The 14,418-nt window shown below is 55.5% G+C and carries 15 protein-coding genes and 8 tRNA genes; 4 read left to right on the forward strand and 19 right to left on the reverse strand.

Features of this window, described 5'->3' with window-relative positions:
- Position 1: 1 nt before the first annotated feature.
- The 4 genes from PEH01S_RS26480 to PEH01S_RS26495 all read right to left on the reverse strand — a co-directional run bounded on the left by PEH01S_RS26480 (position 2) and on the right by PEH01S_RS26495 (position 3,084).
- The gene (locus PEH01S_RS26480) at positions 2-520 is read right to left on the reverse strand and encodes a PspC domain-containing protein (protein ID WP_025847304.1); all 519 of its coding nucleotides are present in this window, start codon (positions 518-520) and stop codon (positions 2-4) included.
- The gene (locus tag PEH01S_RS26485; protein WP_025847305.1) at positions 517-1,197 is read right to left on the reverse strand and encodes a PspA/IM30 family protein; all 681 of its coding nucleotides are present in this window, start codon (positions 1,195-1,197) and stop codon (positions 517-519) included. The genes PEH01S_RS26480 and PEH01S_RS26485 overlap by 4 nt, the downstream gene beginning before the upstream one ends.
- Before the next feature lie 50 nt (positions 1,198-1,247).
- The gene (locus PEH01S_RS26490; RefSeq protein WP_025847307.1) at positions 1,248-1,547 is read right to left on the reverse strand and encodes a hypothetical protein; all 300 of its coding nucleotides are present in this window, start codon (positions 1,545-1,547) and stop codon (positions 1,248-1,250) included.
- A 352-nt stretch (positions 1,548-1,899) separates the two neighbouring features.
- Positions 1,900-3,084 (reverse strand): GNAT family N-acetyltransferase, encoded by a 1,185-nt coding sequence (locus PEH01S_RS26495; RefSeq protein ID WP_127489058.1) that lies wholly within the window; start codon positions 3,082-3,084, stop codon positions 1,900-1,902.
- 334 nt (positions 3,085-3,418) lie between these two features.
- Here PEH01S_RS26495 and PEH01S_RS26500 point away from each other — a divergent pair, with 334 nt between their 5' ends.
- The gene (locus tag PEH01S_RS26500) at positions 3,419-3,514 is read left to right on the forward strand and encodes a hypothetical protein (RefSeq protein ID WP_025847309.1); all 96 of its coding nucleotides are present in this window, start codon (positions 3,419-3,421) and stop codon (positions 3,512-3,514) included.
- Between the two features lie 49 nt (positions 3,515-3,563).
- Here the strand turns inward: PEH01S_RS26500 and PEH01S_RS26505 are convergent, their stop codons facing one another.
- The 6 genes from PEH01S_RS26505 to PEH01S_RS26530 form a co-directional block, all read right to left on the reverse strand.
- Positions 3,564-4,820, reverse strand: a complete 1,257-nt coding sequence (locus tag PEH01S_RS26505; RefSeq protein WP_127489060.1) for a molybdopterin molybdotransferase MoeA — start codon at positions 4,818-4,820, stop codon at positions 3,564-3,566.
- 3 nt (positions 4,821-4,823) lie between these two features.
- A complete protein-coding gene (gene moaA / locus PEH01S_RS26510) occupies positions 4,824-5,831 on the reverse strand; it encodes a GTP 3',8-cyclase MoaA (RefSeq protein ID WP_127489061.1) in 1,008 nt (335 codons plus the stop codon).
- A 79-nt stretch (positions 5,832-5,910) separates the two neighbouring features.
- Positions 5,911-6,552 (reverse strand): molybdenum cofactor guanylyltransferase, encoded by a 642-nt coding sequence (mobA, locus tag PEH01S_RS26515; RefSeq protein WP_127489063.1) that lies wholly within the window; start codon positions 6,550-6,552, stop codon positions 5,911-5,913.
- A 5-nt stretch (positions 6,553-6,557) separates the two neighbouring features.
- Positions 6,558-7,862 (reverse strand): molybdopterin-dependent oxidoreductase, encoded by a 1,305-nt coding sequence (locus tag PEH01S_RS26520; protein WP_127489065.1) that lies wholly within the window; start codon positions 7,860-7,862, stop codon positions 6,558-6,560.
- Between the two features lie 132 nt (positions 7,863-7,994).
- Positions 7,995-8,801, reverse strand: a complete 807-nt coding sequence (locus PEH01S_RS26525) for a pyruvate, water dikinase regulatory protein (RefSeq protein WP_025847317.1) — start codon at positions 8,799-8,801, stop codon at positions 7,995-7,997.
- Positions 8,802-8,832: 31 nt separating this feature from the next.
- The gene (locus tag PEH01S_RS26530) at positions 8,833-9,501 is read right to left on the reverse strand and encodes a helix-turn-helix transcriptional regulator (RefSeq protein WP_246063071.1); all 669 of its coding nucleotides are present in this window, start codon (positions 9,499-9,501) and stop codon (positions 8,833-8,835) included.
- A 211-nt stretch (positions 9,502-9,712) separates the two neighbouring features.
- On the opposite strand from PEH01S_RS26530, the gene glpX reads away from it, so the two are divergent.
- The 3 genes from glpX to PEH01S_RS26545 all read left to right on the forward strand — a co-directional run bounded on the left by glpX (position 9,713) and on the right by PEH01S_RS26545 (position 12,774).
- A complete protein-coding gene (gene glpX / locus PEH01S_RS26535) occupies positions 9,713-10,684 on the forward strand; it encodes a class II fructose-bisphosphatase (protein ID WP_025847322.1) in 972 nt (323 codons plus the stop codon).
- A gap of 75 nt (positions 10,685-10,759) precedes the next feature.
- Entirely contained in the window at positions 10,760-11,578 is an 819-nt protein-coding gene (locus PEH01S_RS26540; protein ID WP_025847323.1) for a sulfite exporter TauE/SafE family protein, read from the forward strand.
- A 122-nt stretch (positions 11,579-11,700) separates the two neighbouring features.
- Positions 11,701-12,774, forward strand: coding sequence for a polysaccharide deacetylase family protein (locus PEH01S_RS26545; protein WP_025847325.1), 1,074 nt, complete (start codon positions 11,701-11,703; stop codon positions 12,772-12,774).
- A gap of 134 nt (positions 12,775-12,908) precedes the next feature.
- Here PEH01S_RS26545 and PEH01S_RS26550 read toward each other — a convergent pair whose 3' ends face one another.
- The 9 genes from PEH01S_RS26550 to PEH01S_RS26590 form a co-directional block, all read right to left on the reverse strand.
- Positions 12,909-13,535, reverse strand: a complete 627-nt coding sequence (locus tag PEH01S_RS26550) for an SGNH/GDSL hydrolase family protein (protein WP_025847327.1) — start codon at positions 13,533-13,535, stop codon at positions 12,909-12,911.
- 189 nt (positions 13,536-13,724) lie between these two features.
- Positions 13,725-13,803: transfer RNA gene (locus tag PEH01S_RS26555), tRNA-Leu, on the reverse strand.
- A 3-nt stretch (positions 13,804-13,806) separates the two neighbouring features.
- Positions 13,807-13,883: transfer RNA gene (locus PEH01S_RS26560), tRNA-Arg, on the reverse strand.
- Positions 13,884-13,902: 19 nt separating this feature from the next.
- A tRNA-Leu gene (locus PEH01S_RS26565) sits at positions 13,903-13,991 on the reverse strand.
- A 12-nt stretch (positions 13,992-14,003) separates the two neighbouring features.
- Positions 14,004-14,077, reverse strand: a tRNA-Cys gene (locus PEH01S_RS26570).
- Positions 14,078-14,080: 3 nt separating this feature from the next.
- Positions 14,081-14,155, reverse strand: a tRNA-Gly gene (locus PEH01S_RS26575).
- Positions 14,156-14,162: 7 nt separating this feature from the next.
- A tRNA-Gln gene (locus PEH01S_RS26580) sits at positions 14,163-14,234 on the reverse strand.
- Between the two features lie 12 nt (positions 14,235-14,246).
- Positions 14,247-14,322 (reverse strand) — tRNA-His (locus tag PEH01S_RS26585).
- 17 nt (positions 14,323-14,339) lie between these two features.
- Positions 14,340-14,413: transfer RNA gene (locus tag PEH01S_RS26590), tRNA-Trp, on the reverse strand.
- Positions 14,414-14,418 lie beyond the last annotated feature (5 nt).

Consider the following 14,418-nt stretch of genomic DNA (forward strand, 5'->3'; position numbering starts at 1 on the left):
GTTATACATCTCCTTTAGATGGTTTTTGATTTTGGTTTTTTTCGTATTGCGCCACTTTGCTGCGCAGTTCTTCGATTTCTTTCCACATCGCTTTTTTCTCGATGTCCTTCATCATATCGTCCAGATCGCTGCCGGCGGTACCGCCCGGATTCGAGGAAGCCGCATATTCGCCTTCATAGCGGTTGCCTTCGTGCGGCGGGGCCCAGCCATGTCTTTGCGCTCTGCGGTAATGCTTCTCGGCGCGTCTCCACTCTCTCCAGTTGGGGTAGTTGCCGCCAGGGTGTCCGCAACCGTCGCCGCTGTAGGACGGTCCGTAGCCGTGAGGTCCGCCGGTCCAAGGCTCGCTTGGGATGACTAACGCCGCCAGGAAGTACAGCGGAATCACGACACCTCCGGAAAAGAAAGCCGTTACCACCACGATCAGACGAAGCAGTGTGGCGTCGACGTTCATCGATTCCGCGAGACCGCCGCACAGGCCGGTTATTTTGCGATCGGAACGGGAACGGTACAGTTTGCTCATGATTTATCCCAGCCCTCCTGTTTCAGTTTCGTCCGCAGCTTGGCCAGCTCCTGCTCCAGTGCCTGCGATGCCGCGCTGCCTACGGCAGACCAGGCTTCACGGACTTGACCTCTCACTTCACGCAAGGTTCGCGCGGTCAATTCCATATCGGAGACCCGCTCGTCCAGCCGGTCAAAGATCCGCGGATTCGGACCTGCTCCCATCGAACGCAATCTTTCGTTCATCCGCTGCTGCAGCCTTACAGACTCCAGCCGTGCGATGTAGTAGGTGCGTTTCGAAGCGATGTGGTCGAAATCGGCTTTAAGCTGTTGAAGCTGCTCCTCCAGCTCGACGATCCCCAGCTTGCTTTGATCGTACAGCGCCCGGTACTGCGCCGCTTTTTCTTCCTGCTGCATTTTTTCTTGAAGCGCGATGCGCGCCACTTCTTCCTCGCCGGCTCTCAACGCCAACATCGCTTGCTGCTCGCGGCGCTCCTTGAGCTGCTCCGCCGATACGTACTGCTGGCGAAGCGAAGCGGCGTGAGACAGGCACTGCTGCAGCAGCCGTTCGGACTCGCGGATTTGCTCCGACTGGGACGCAAGATATTTATCGATCAGGCGAACCGGGTCTTCCGCGTTTTCCAGCATTTCGTTGAAGTGCGCAACCGTAATGTCCCGGAATCTTTTCCCTAAACTCATGCTTTGCTCAACCACCTTTTCTCCGAATTTCAATCCGTCGTTTGTTTGATTTAATATACCGATTTGTTACGCAGAAGCGAGATGCCGTAGCAGATCAAGCCGATGGCGATCAGGATGGCGAACAAGCCGGACAGTTTACCGAAGAGAAACAGGCCGCCAAGGATGATCAGCCCCCACCCGATGATCGTTTTTCCGTTTTTCAGTCCTACGAATCCGAGCCCTACCATTGCCGCCGGGAACAAGAAGCTCATGATATGGTGCCCGAGGTGAAAGCCAAGCTTGTGGCTCAGGATCAGCGCTCCGAAGAAAATCAGCAGGAATGCGAGTCCGGTATGCCGGTTCATTTTCATGGATTGACTCACCGCCTTTCGTTTTTGTTGTCGTTTTGCTTATGTCTTTATTCTAGGTGAATCCGCCATTTCCCAAAACGGACCTGCGGCGGTTTTTGGAACTGGACCTAAGTCCAGTACCCCGCCCGGCCTTGGACAAGAGGAACCCCCGCCTCATCGGAATAGGAAACCCTGGATGGGATGAATAAATCAGGTGCTAGCGTTCTTTGCATTGCTGGCGATGTTTCCATTGCATGGCATAGCATTGCAAGGAATAAGCCCGCTTGGCAGAAAATACGCGCACTCACAGCAAAAAAGCCCGCTTCGAACGGAATCCTCGAAGGGGCTTGAAAGTAGTCGGTTGGAAAGACGTCTAGAAAAAGTCGGGCAAATACGGTTGACGTGCGGGAATGAGCCGCTCCAGCGACTCGCATACCTCCGTCGTGCCGGTCAGCCTGCCGATGTCCATCAAAAAGGATGGGCGTTGGTAGCCCGTCAGCATGGCGGCAAGCGTCTGGATCGTGCAGCTGGCGGCCGGAAGCTCCGGCGAAGCGTTTAGGATAGGCTCTACACGCGCCGTCCCCGACTCGTCCACCTGCAGCAGGAACCAGCCGTTGTTCCATTCCGCCTGCTCGTCCTTTACTTCCAGCTGCAGCGACCATTCCGCCCCCGATGCGAACGGATACTTGGTCAAAAAGCCGGCTACATCCACAATCCGCGCCATGAAATAAGGCACGATCTCTTGCTTGATCCGGGGATTGTCGAGCAAGAACGGCAGCTTGTCGTTCGCGGGCGCCTTCATCACCAGCTTCTCCAGCATCGAGTCGTGGTCGGCCAAGAAGCGCCATAAGGCCCGGCAAGCCCCGTGATGCAGATAGACCAGCTCGTGAACTTTCAGGATATTGTCCTTCACCTGATAATAGACGTAGCCCGCAGGCTGATCCTCCGTATCAAAATATACGGCTACCGTTCCTTGCATATTGCCGAAAATGCGGTGCTGCCACCAAGACTCGTTTCGAATAAGCGTCCCGTTGTACCTGCTGGCGTAAGCCTCGTAAATACCGTTCAACAGGTTGATATCGTGGCCGGTCCGAACGATCCGCCCCGGCTGCGGGCCCAGCCTTGGAAGCTGCTGGACGGAAATTTCATACGATTTATACTCTGCGTATGTCTCCCACCCATACTTACGGTAGAACGAGAATTGAAAAGGATGAAGGAACGACACCGTCTGGCCCTTCTCCCGCATCACCCGCAGTCCGTGCAATAGCAGCTTGGCCACCAGACCGCCCCGCCGATATTCCGGCCATGTGACGACGCCTGCGATTCCGCCCATATCGAACGCCTTGCCTTGAATCCAGGTCTGCAAATCCAAAATCGTCATTTTCGCCGCGAGCGTATCATCCACATAAGCTCCCCACATCTGGTTCGAATCGAGAAGCGCCATCGCCTTCTCCACTTTTACGGGATCAAGCTCATATTGAAAGGCGAATGCTGACATTTGCAGGCTGTCCATAAATTGCACATTCGGAATATTGCGAATCTCCAACTGTTGGTTCACGCGTATCCTTCCTTTCCGGTTTTGTACAGAGACCCGGGACTTCATCCGGTTCTCCGGTTATCGGCGCTTCTTATGCCTTTCGCACCTTGTCTCGGCCATTGTAGCCCAATTTCCCAATAAATTCTACCTAAAAACTTTTAATTCGTTTCAGCCGTGAGCCAGGATGTCATGATGGAAAATGGGGCGCTTACTCACCTTTGATTCGCATTACGTTCAGGGCACTGTCTCCTGCTCGCATACAGCTGTATTTTCGTTAAATAATCGGGCATACGTCCAATCAGCATCCGGCATTCGGTCATATCATTTAACATGCCTTCTGAAAGGGGGATGTCACATGAGCCACGTTGGCGGATTCGGCTTTACTTCCACTGGTGTAATTCTGGTGCTGTTCATTCTGCTCGTCATCGTTTCCCGTGCATTTATCATCTAATGCACTAACCCCCTGTCTGGGACCTAGCCCTGGCAGGGGGTTTTTCACCTTAATCTCCGATCGTCAAAACCCGCACCAACTCGCCTCGCCGGGCTCCCCGCCCGCCCGCCGGAAGACAAATGAAGCAGTCGGTCTCTTTGATGGAAACCATGATGCTGGATTTGTCGCGACCGGCGGGCCTCACAAAGACCGTCCCCTGTTCCACGCGCGACGCCCCGCGAATATATCGGGGATAAGCCGATCCTTTCCCGTAATCGGTATCGAGGACCGCTATCGCCCCGGAGAGCAACGGGTCAGAGGCGCCTTGCGAGGCACGCAGATATGGGCGTACGAGCAGTTCGAATCCTACATAACAAGCTCCCGGATTGCCGGACAAAGCGAACAACGGCTTGCCCCGCCACAACCCGACCGACGTCGGACTGCCCGGACGCATCGCAATCTTGTTAAAAAGCAGCTCGCCGTCCCACCGGCCGAACAGCTCGGCCAGAACGTCCTTGTCCCCTACCGACACGCCTCCGGTCGTCATCCACAGATCCGCCTGCTCCGCAGCGGCCAGCAGTTCCCGTTCCACCCGGCCGGCATCGTCGGGAAGAAAGGGCATCAGCAGCGGCACGCCCCCCGCCTGCTGCACCTGACAGGCCAGCATATAGCCGTTGCTGCCCCGGATTTTACCCGGCGCGAGCGGCGCGTCCACAGGAAGCAGTTCGGAGCCGGTAGAGAAGATCGCTACCCTCGGCCGCTTATACACCTTCACAAGGCTATGGCCGAAGGCAGCCAGCACGGCCGCTTCCCCCGGCCCGATGATGCAGCCCTTCCGCAGAAGCTGTTCCCCTGCCGCCGCTTCTTCTCCTACCGGAGTCACATTGTCGCCGGGATTCATCGCTTTGTGGACCGCCACCATGCCGCCAAGACCGGTCTCCTGATGGACCGCATTGGTCATCTCCAGCATTACAACCGCATCCGCCCCCTCCGGAACGGCAGCGCCGGTCATAATTCTGGCCGCTTGGCCCGGGCCGATCGTCTTCGCCGGAACCAAGCCGCACGGAACCGTTTCCACTACCTCCAAGCAGACCGCCTCCGCAAGGGAGGCTCCCGTCGTATCCGCTGCACGCACAGCATAACCGTCGACACCCGATCGGCGAAAATGCGGCAGCGGGCTGCCGGCGCAAATGTTTTCCGCCAGCCGCCTGCCGTAAGCCTCGAATAGCGGTACCTTTTCCGTCTCCTGAAGGCGGACATGCCCGAGAACGCGGCGCTGTGCCTCTTCAAGGCTGATCGCCTGCCGACCGAATTTCAAGTCGTTCACGCTTCAACCCCCGATCTGTGACATGCGCCGGACGGTAGGCGTATGACTCTGCTGCTCGCTCAGAAGCGCTTTAGCCATTTCATGGCTTTCCGGCTTCACGTCCAGGGCCCGGAAGAACAGCTCGGCCAGCGCCTGATCGTTGCCGATATAACGGCGTACGTTGAACTCGTCGGACCAGTACAAGCAAGGCTTGATATTGCCGTCCGCCGTAAGACGCAACCGGTTGCACGTCTCGCAGAAATGGTCGCTGACCGGATGTATTAGCCCGAACGTCCCGGCCGCTCCGGCGATCCGGAAATCTTGCGAAGGCCCGTTTCCCCGAACCGACCGCTCCAGCGTCTCCACCGGCCATCCTCTTTGCTCGCAGCGTTCCAGCACCGTGTTTAGCGGAATATATTTCGTTTTCCAGCCGTCATCGTCGTGTCCGATCGGCATATATTCAATAAAGCGCACGTTCAGGCTGCGCTCCAGCGTCAGCTTGAGAAAATCTTCGATTTCGTCGTCATTCATACCTTTCATCAGCACGACGTTCAGCTTGATCGGGTCGAGTCCGACCCGGTAGGCCGCTTCCAGACTCGCCAGCACGCGCGACAAATCGCCTCCGCGCGTAATGAGGGAAAACCGGTCCGCCCGCAAGGAGTCGAGGCTGACGTTAATTCTTGTAAGCCCGGCTTCGCGCAGCTTTTCGGCCCGCGAAGCGAAATGGATCGCATTCGTCGTCAAAGCGATATCTTCAATGCCATCTATCGCGCTCAGCATCCGCACGAGTTGATCCAAGTTTTTGCGTACGAGCGGCTCGCCTCCGGTCAGACGCAGCTTGCGAACTCCGTACCCGGCAAGCACCCGTACCACTTCGGCGATCTCCTCGAACGTCAAGAGCTTTTCCTCCGGCTCGAATTCCACGCCTTCTTCCGGCATACAGTATACACAGCGCAAATTGCACCGGTCCGTCACGGAAATTCGAAGATAGTCATGAATGCGCCCAAACCGATCCTTCAATACCTGTGACATCCTGCATGCCCCCATTCTAGGTTATACCCATCATTATGTCACAAAATTGGCCCGTCTTCCATAAACAAAAAAGCAAAGCCTAAGGCCGCTTGCCGGTGAGTCTCTCATAGTCGTCCGGGTTGTTAATATTCCGGACAAATTCCGTTGAGATTCCCCTCCGCTCCAGGAACGATCCGTCCGCTATCTGCAGAGCAACCGAATCCAACAGGCCCATTAACCGCAGATCGTTCTCGGCCAACAGCCGCTCCACCTCGGGAAGACAGCTCTTGAGGTACACGCCGTGCAGCGGATGCACCCTTCCGTCGATCTTCGCCACGGCGGCATCTGCGCCAACGCCGGTCCGCAGCTCCGAAAGAGCCTTCGCCGCTTCGGCATCGACCCATGGCATATCGCAGCCGGCAATCCACAGCTCCTCGTATAACCCAGCTCTCATCGCGGCCTGAAATCCCGCAAGCGGCCCCCGGCCCGGCTGCAGGTCGGGAATGATCCGCACCGGAGACTTACCAGAAAACGCGTGAACGACAGCCTCGTACCGTTCCGGTTCCTGCGTCACGACAAGCAGCTCCGAGCACAAGCTACCAAGCTCGTCCAACTGCCGGGCCAAAAACGTAGCGCCTTCATACATAAGCAGCGCTTTGCTTTGTCCGCCCATCCGCCGATTTTGCCCGCCTGCCAAGATTACGCCCGTCATGGCCTGCCTTTGCCCGCCGTACCGCTCCATCGCCTTCAATCCTTCCTTTCGTACACTCTTCCCTTAGGCGCCCAGGCGTCGTTATCGTACCCCCGCAGCTCCCAGTACCCGATATGCTCCTTATCGATGAGCTCGATGCCTTGGAGCCACTTTACCGATTTATACGCATACATTTGAGGAACGACCAGCCGCACCGGTCCGCCCAGCTGCTGGGGAATCGGCTTTCCGTCCATCAAGACCGCCACCATAACGTCATCCATCCGCGCCTGCTCTATCGACAGGCAGTCCGTGTATACGCGGTCCCCGGAATAAAATTTGACGAACTTCGCCTCGTTCTTTACCCTGGCCAGCTCCAGCAGCTCCTTAAGCGGGATCCCCTCCCAAGTGACCTTGTACACCGACCAGCCCGTCACGCAGTGAAAATCGCTAACCTGAACCGTCCGTTTCAGCTCCAGAAACTGTCCCCAGTTCCACGCATATTCCCGATCGACAAGACCGGTTAGGGCAAACCTCCAATCCTCGCTCGCAAAAGCAGGGATCGGCGTCACCGTATACACCCGAAACTGCCCTTGGGCGCCTCCGCCGAGCGGAGGATTGGATTCCGCAGAAGGTACCGGCGGCGGCAGCATCCGGTTCGCATCCTCCCGGGCCAACTGCTCAAGCTCCGCGCCTCCCGCATCGGAAGCGGTCATCAGCCACCGGTAAAACGAGGGCCCCAGGCCGAACACCAGAAGCAGACCAGCCGTCGTACGAAGGAACGTTGCTCTGGAGATCGGAGCGTTCCTGAGCATCTGTACGATTCGTCCAGGCTCGGACGGGGGTACGTCCCCGGCTTCTCCCGACTCTTCTTCCCTGCGGTCTTCCGGCCGGCTTTGGCCTGCTTTAACCCATCGGCTGCGGGTGATCGAATGGTAGATGGCGTAAGGAACTCCGCCCCACGTGAACAGATCGTGAAGCAGCAGTGCGGCGTTGCCCCAGCCGGAGGGCAAGCTTCGCACCAGCCAGAGCAGCACGCCGGTGACACTCCAACCCGCGAGCAGAAACAGAACGAGTCCCAGATTCCAACGCTGCGCCGGTTTCGTCCGCAGCTGCTTCCAATGCCGTGGGAGCAGCGGCAAGTATAGAGCGGCCACCGCAATCGAGGCCGCGCCGATCCACAGATGTCCTTCCTTCAGCCACACACGAACTGCTCCCAGTGCACGTACCGGCTCCGCAAACAGCAATATCCCGGTCACCGCAAGCAGCGCCAGCAGCCATGCGTTCGAGCGGTGGAGCTTGACTAGCCTTTTTCCGTACGGTACACCGGAAAGCCAACTCGTCCATACCCGTTTCGGTTTCATTACCCAGCCACCTTTCGCTTATGTCTACTTGAGAATACGCATGCTGCGGGCGTTCCGGTTTTCCGGGGAAGGCTTTTTTATTTCATAAAGGCAAAAAGGGCCCGAACCCGTCGGTCCAAGCCTCGTCTTCCATCAATTCAAGTACCCCATAATAATGCCGGCCGTTTCTTCAATTGCTTTATCCGTTACGTTGATCACTAAGCATCCCAGCTGTTTCATTAACGCTTGCGCGTAGCGGAGCTCTTCGTCGATTCGCTCGATCGCGGCGTATTTCGCCCCGAACGGCAAACCGACCGCTTTCAGCCGCTCTGTCCGAATCTTGTACAGCTTGTCTGCATCCATCGTCAAGCCGACAATCCGGTTGCCTGGCACCAGAAACAGCTCCTTGGGCGGTTTCACCTCCGGCACGAGCGGCAGATTGGATACTTTTATCCCTTTATGTGCCAAAAAAATACTGAGCGGCGTCTTGGACGTCCGCGAGACCCCGATCAAGACGAGATTCGCCTTCAGCAGAGCGCTCGTATCGCGCCCGTCGTCGCATTTGACGGCGAATTCGATCGCTTCTACGCGGCGAAAATAATCCTCGTCCAGCTGATGAAGCAAGCCCGGTTTCCGCTTCGGCGCATCCCCCCACGTATCGATGAACGCCTGCATCATCGGTCCCATGATGTCAACCGCACGGACACCGAGGCGGACCGCCTCTTCCTTCATCATCTCCCGAAGCTCCGGCTGTACAAGCGTATACGCCACAAAGCCGCCGCGTTTCGCCGCCTCTTCCATAATGGTACGGATTTCATCCTCGGTTTTTATATGGCCGATCCGCTTCGTTCTCACCTGGTGGGCGTCAAACTGGCGGATAGTCGCTCTAACGACCGCCTCCGCCGTTTCCCCGACGGAATCCGAGCATATCGTGATCTCGTACTGTTGCTCTTCCTTCATCCGGTTTTCTTCTCCTTTGTTCATGAATGCCCTAACGGTCCATCGCCAGATCGACCAGAATATTCGTCATAATCGTTTTTGTCACCCGTCCGACAACATCCCATCGGGCTCTTCCGCTCACTTGGGAGGCTTTGGACTCCACGACGACAGGCAGGCTGTCGACCTGATGATGAATCATCTTCCGCGCCGCATCGATCACCGACTCGTCGGGAGAGACATGAATGACGTTCGGCTCGCGGGTCATGACCATGCTGACCGGCATGGAAGCCGCATTCGTATTGCCGAGCGTGAATTTAAGCAAATCTTTACGGGAAATGACGCCGGACAAGCAAGCCTCGTCATCCACAACGATCAGGCTGCCGACGTTCTCCATAAACAGCATCACGACGGCATCGTTGACGGAAGCATTTTCCCGGACGACGACAGGGATCGATTGGACATCCTTTACCTTCATGCCCAGCAGCTTACGGGATACCTGAGAGCCCGGCGTCATGGCCGAGCCCGGCGTATAGCCCACCTTCGGCTTGGCGTCCACAAGCCCGAGCATGACAAGCAGGGCCAGATCCGACCGGAGAGTCGGGCGGCTTAGACCTAACATCTCCGCTATTTGTTCGCCTGTAATGGGCGCATGTGCCTTAACCAATTCTACGATCTGCAGTTGGCGCGCAGTCAGTTCGATGACCGGTCCCTCCTCACTCAAAGCAGCCTTTGCGGTTTATCGCTGTGCCGCATTCCAATCCAATTGTACCAAAAATAGTCCGAATCTCATAGAACCGTTTTTCATCCGATGATTCCAATCGAAATCTAGCGCACTACTCAATTTGGACCAAGTATTTATTGCGCATTATTTATTAATTAATTATACTATATATGTTGTAACGTGACCATTTATTTTATAGGGGGCTGAGCTGGTGGAAAGGGAATTGGCACTTGAGATCGTCCGGGTAACGGAACTGGCGGCGCTGTCCGCGGCAAGATGGATGGGCCGGGGCGATAAGATTCAAGCCGACGGTGCGGCGACGACCGCCATGCGCGCCATGTTCGATTCCGTTTCCGTCCGCGGGACCGTCGTCATCGGAGAAGGAGAAATGGACGAAGCGCCGATGCTGTATATCGGCGAACAAGTAGGCAACGGGCAAGGTCCCGAGGTGGACGTGGCCGTCGACCCGCTCGAAGGCACAGAGCTGGTTGCCAAAGGATTGAACAACGCGCTGGCCGTCATCGCCATTGCCAATAAAGGCAATCTGCTGCATGCGCCGGATATGTATATGGAAAAACTGGCTGTCGGACCGGCTCTCGCCGGCAAGCTCAGCTTGACGGATCCGCTGGAAACGACGCTTCAACGGGCCGCTGACATTTTGGATAAGCCGCTGAGCAATCTCACGATTATGATCCTGGACCGCGACCGGCACCGTAAGCAAATCGAGACCCTCCGCAGGGTCGGCGTACGGATCAAATTTCTTAGCGACGGCGATGTCGCAGGGGCAATGGCTCCCGCGTTATCCGAATCCGGCATCGACATGTATGTAGGCTCGGGCGGCGCACCCGAGGGCGTGCTGGCAGCCGCGGCGCTGCAATGTCTGGGCGGGGAGCTGCAAGGAAAGCTGCTGCCTTCCAATCAGGAGGAATACGACCGCTGTATCGCCATGGGACTTACCGACCCGCACAAAGTTTTAACCATGGAGGATATGATCGGCCGGGATGACGTTATTTTTGCCGCAACGGGCATTACCCCCGGCGAATTTTTAAACGGCGTCCGCTATTTGCCGGACCTCCGGGCTGAGACTCATTCGATCGTCATGCGGGCGAAAACCAGAACGATCCGGTTCATTCAATCGATCCATTACTTGCCTAATAAAAATATTCTTAACGATATCGGATAACCCGGTATTGACCTATTTTCTTCCTGTGTTAAGATTACCATGAAGTAACTATTCGACACGGAAGAAGGTTAGCGCATGAGTATTTTATTTTATACCGCTGTCGGGCTGATCGCTGCCACCTTCGGGAGCTTGGTCGGTCTCGGCGGCGGTATTATTATTGTGCCCGCACTGGTTTACTTGGGCCCTATGTTCGTCGGAGAGACGATTTCGGTATCGACGGCGGTAGGCACTTCGCTGGCCGTCCTTATCTTCACGGCCTTGTCTTCGACCCTGACCTTCGTCAAGCAGAAAAGAGTCGATTTCAAGAGCGGCTGGCTTTTGTTCATCACATGCGGTCCGGGGGCCATGCTCGGCTCCTATACCACGCAGTTCGTCCATGCCAAATCGTTTCAGCTCAGCTTTGGCATCTTCATGCTGCTGATGGCCATATTGCTCGTGCTGCGCGATTACATGAAGCCATTGAAAGTAAATTGGCCTATTCAACGCACGTATACGGACGGCAGTGGAAATACATATCATTACGGCTATAGCGTAGTGCCTGCCCTGATCATCGGACTATTGGTCGGATTCATTTCGGGCCTGTTCGGGATCGGCGGCGGCTCTCTATTCGTCCCGGCTATGGTGCTGCTTTTTCGGTATCCTCCCCATGTAGCGACAGCAACCTCGATGTTCGTTATTCTGCTGTCCTCCCTCATGGGCAGCTTCACGCATTTTAGCTTAGGGGAAGTGAATCTATGGATGGTGCTGGGCTTGGCGCCCAGCGCGATTGTCGGAGGCTGGCTCGGCGCGAAAGTCGCCAGTCGGTTGAGCAGCACAAAGCTACTTTGGGTACTTCGCGTCACCTTCGTTATCGTCTCTTTCAAAATGATCTGGGAAGGCTTGTTCCTTACCTGATTTCGTTAATTTCATCTGAAAGGCCGCGGCGTTCGTGGCATCATTTTCATGAGCGGATAATTCGTCTCTCCTTATCCCAAACTAAGGGAACGCAACCCTGTGCCCAAAGGAGACGAAGCCCCATGAAAAAGCGAACGCCGGCGGCTTTTTTGCTATTATCCGCTCATCGGTTCATCTCGCTTCGAATCGGAAAATGTTTATCCTTGTCCGGTTTGTCCTTATGCTTGGCTTTAACGGCATGTACGCCCGCCGCAAATTCACCGCAAGCTATGCCCCCGGGGACCGGGTCTACCGAAGCCACACCTCAGAACACGGCTAAAGCAGCGGAAACGGATACTGGCAGTCCGCTGTCTCTGGTCGGGCCTCCGGCTCCTTTATCCGTGCAGCAGGTCCCGTCGCCTTCAGCACCGCCTGCCCCGGCACCGGCACCTGCTCCGGCGGTCGTTCCATCGGCGGAGTCCAAGAGGCAGAAGCAGCCTAAATCCAAGGCGCATCCCGCCAAACCGTCCAAAGAAACATCCGGCCAGAGCCAGCGGCTCTCTTTGTCCCAGCTCGTGCGCAAATATCCGGAATTGCTGCTGCTGCGGGGGTCCGCCGCCTCCGGGCAGGTCGCCTTAACTTTTGACGATGCTCCCGATACGACATTTACTCCGCAGGTTTTGGATGTATTGAAAAAGCATCAGGTTCGCGCCACTTTTTTCTTAGTCGGCGCCCAAGCCGAGAAGCATCCGGAGATGGTTAAGCGAATTGTTCGCGAAGGCCACGTGATCGGTAATCATTCGTACAGTCACAAGCTGTTTACTAAGCTTTCCGACGATTTGTTTCAGTCGCAGGTACTTCAGACACAGCAAGCCTTAAAGAGGCTGATCGGATATTCCCCTCGCTTGCTGCGGCCGCCCTATGGCGAGATCAGCGAAAGCCAACTGCTGTGGGCATCGGAACACGGTTACCGCATTGTGAACTGGAATGTCGATTCGCTTGATTGGAAGCAGCTCGGGCCAGAGAAAGTAACTTCGAATATTCTCACGAATGTGAAACCAGGTTCCATCATTTTGCAGCATTCCGGTGGCGGGCCAGGACAAGATTTGAACGGTACCGTCAAAGCGCTCCCGACCGTGATCCAGACTTTAAAATCCCGTAACCTGAAGATCGTTACCTTGCCCGAGCTTTTGCGGGTATCGAAGCAATTGGAGTGACTTTTATCTGAACTGCTGTTTAAACATCGAGCCGAACTGTCCGCAAGGCCTTCAACAATCTGAACACTTCAACCTAAAAAGGGACGTCCCTCGCACCTGGCAGGGCATCCCTTTGATTGTCTCAGTAACATTATTTATGCTTGCACGGCATCCAGCCAAGCGTTGGCAATCAGCGCGTGACCTGCCGGAGACGGATGTACTCCATCAGGCGCCCAATAAGCCGACGGCGCCTTGGTGCTTGCCGCCGCGAACAACCCGTCTAACGGCACATAGAGCGCTTCAAATTCCCGAGCGAGCTCGCGTACGGCGTTAATTTTCGGATCCAAATCCTCTCTCCATTGTTTCCGGTCTTCCGGCACCGGCAGCACAAACGGTTCGACTAGAATTAGCTTTGCATCAAGCGTCTCCTTGGTACGAACAATCAGATCACGGTAACCTTCCGCAAACGCTTCCACCGATGTCGGGTCGTTGCGATCATAACGCCGCCACGTATCGTTAATACCGATATAGATCGAAACCCATGTCGGCTTCAAATCGAGACAATCTTCCTGCCAACGCTGCTGCAAATCTTTCACCCGATTGCCGCTGATTCCGCGGTTGATGAAATGCACTTGTTTCTCAGGATATTTGCTGGCGAATAACGCAGAAGCCATGAGAGCGTAGCCCCGGCCTAAATCCGCCCCGGTCTCTCTGTTTCTTCCGCAATCCGTAATGCTGTCTCCTTGAAACAAGACAACCGCCCCATCTTCGATCTTTGTCATGACCTGTTCCTCCAACATTTAGGATATGTACTTCTTTTAGTACGATACTAAAAGTTACGCGATTTGTATATCATCATGTGAAGAATCGACAAAAAAAGTTGAGAATACGATAAGTCCCCAAGAGCATAACAAGTTCAATACAAAATAAAATAAGCCCTAAAGATCAAAAAAGATCTTCAAGGCTTATTATACCGATGAGAGGACTCGAACCTCCACCCTTTCGGACTCGATTTTGAGTCGAGCGCGTCTGCCATTCCGCCACATCGGCAAGTGGCGTGCCCTAAGAGATTCGAACTCCTGACCTTTTGATTCGTAGTCAAACGCTCTATCCGGCTGAGCTAAGGGCACACATTTTAAATTGTTGGAGTGGTGCCGAAGACCAGACTTGAACTGGTACGGTAGTCACCTACCGCAGGATTTTAAGTCCTGTGCGTCTGCCGATTCCGCCACTCCGGCGAAAAAGAAATTTGGAGGCGCCACCCAGATTCGAACTGGGGGTAAAGCTTTTGCAGAGCTCTGCCTTACCACTTGGCTATGGCGCCTTATGGAGCGGAAGACGGGATTCGAACCCGCGACCCTCGCCTTGGCAAGGCGATGCTCTACCCCTGAGCCACTTCCGCGTATAAACTGGGGATCTAGGATTCGAACCTAGGCATGACGGAGTCAAAGTCCGTTGCCTTACCGCTTGGCTAATCCCCAATGCAAGTATAATGGGGCGATCGAAGGGAATCGAACCCTCGAATGTCGGAGCCACAATCCGATGCGTTAGCCACTTCGCCACGACCGCCACAGCGTGAAATAATTTGGCAGGGGCAGCAGGAATTGAACCCACACTAACGGTTTTGGAGACCGCTGTTCTACCTTTAAACTATGCCCCTATAAA

The organism is Paenibacillus ehimensis NBRC 15659 (assembly GCF_004000785.1).
Taxonomy (GTDB): domain Bacteria; phylum Bacillota; class Bacilli; order Paenibacillales; family NBRC-103111; genus Paenibacillus_G; species Paenibacillus_G ehimensis.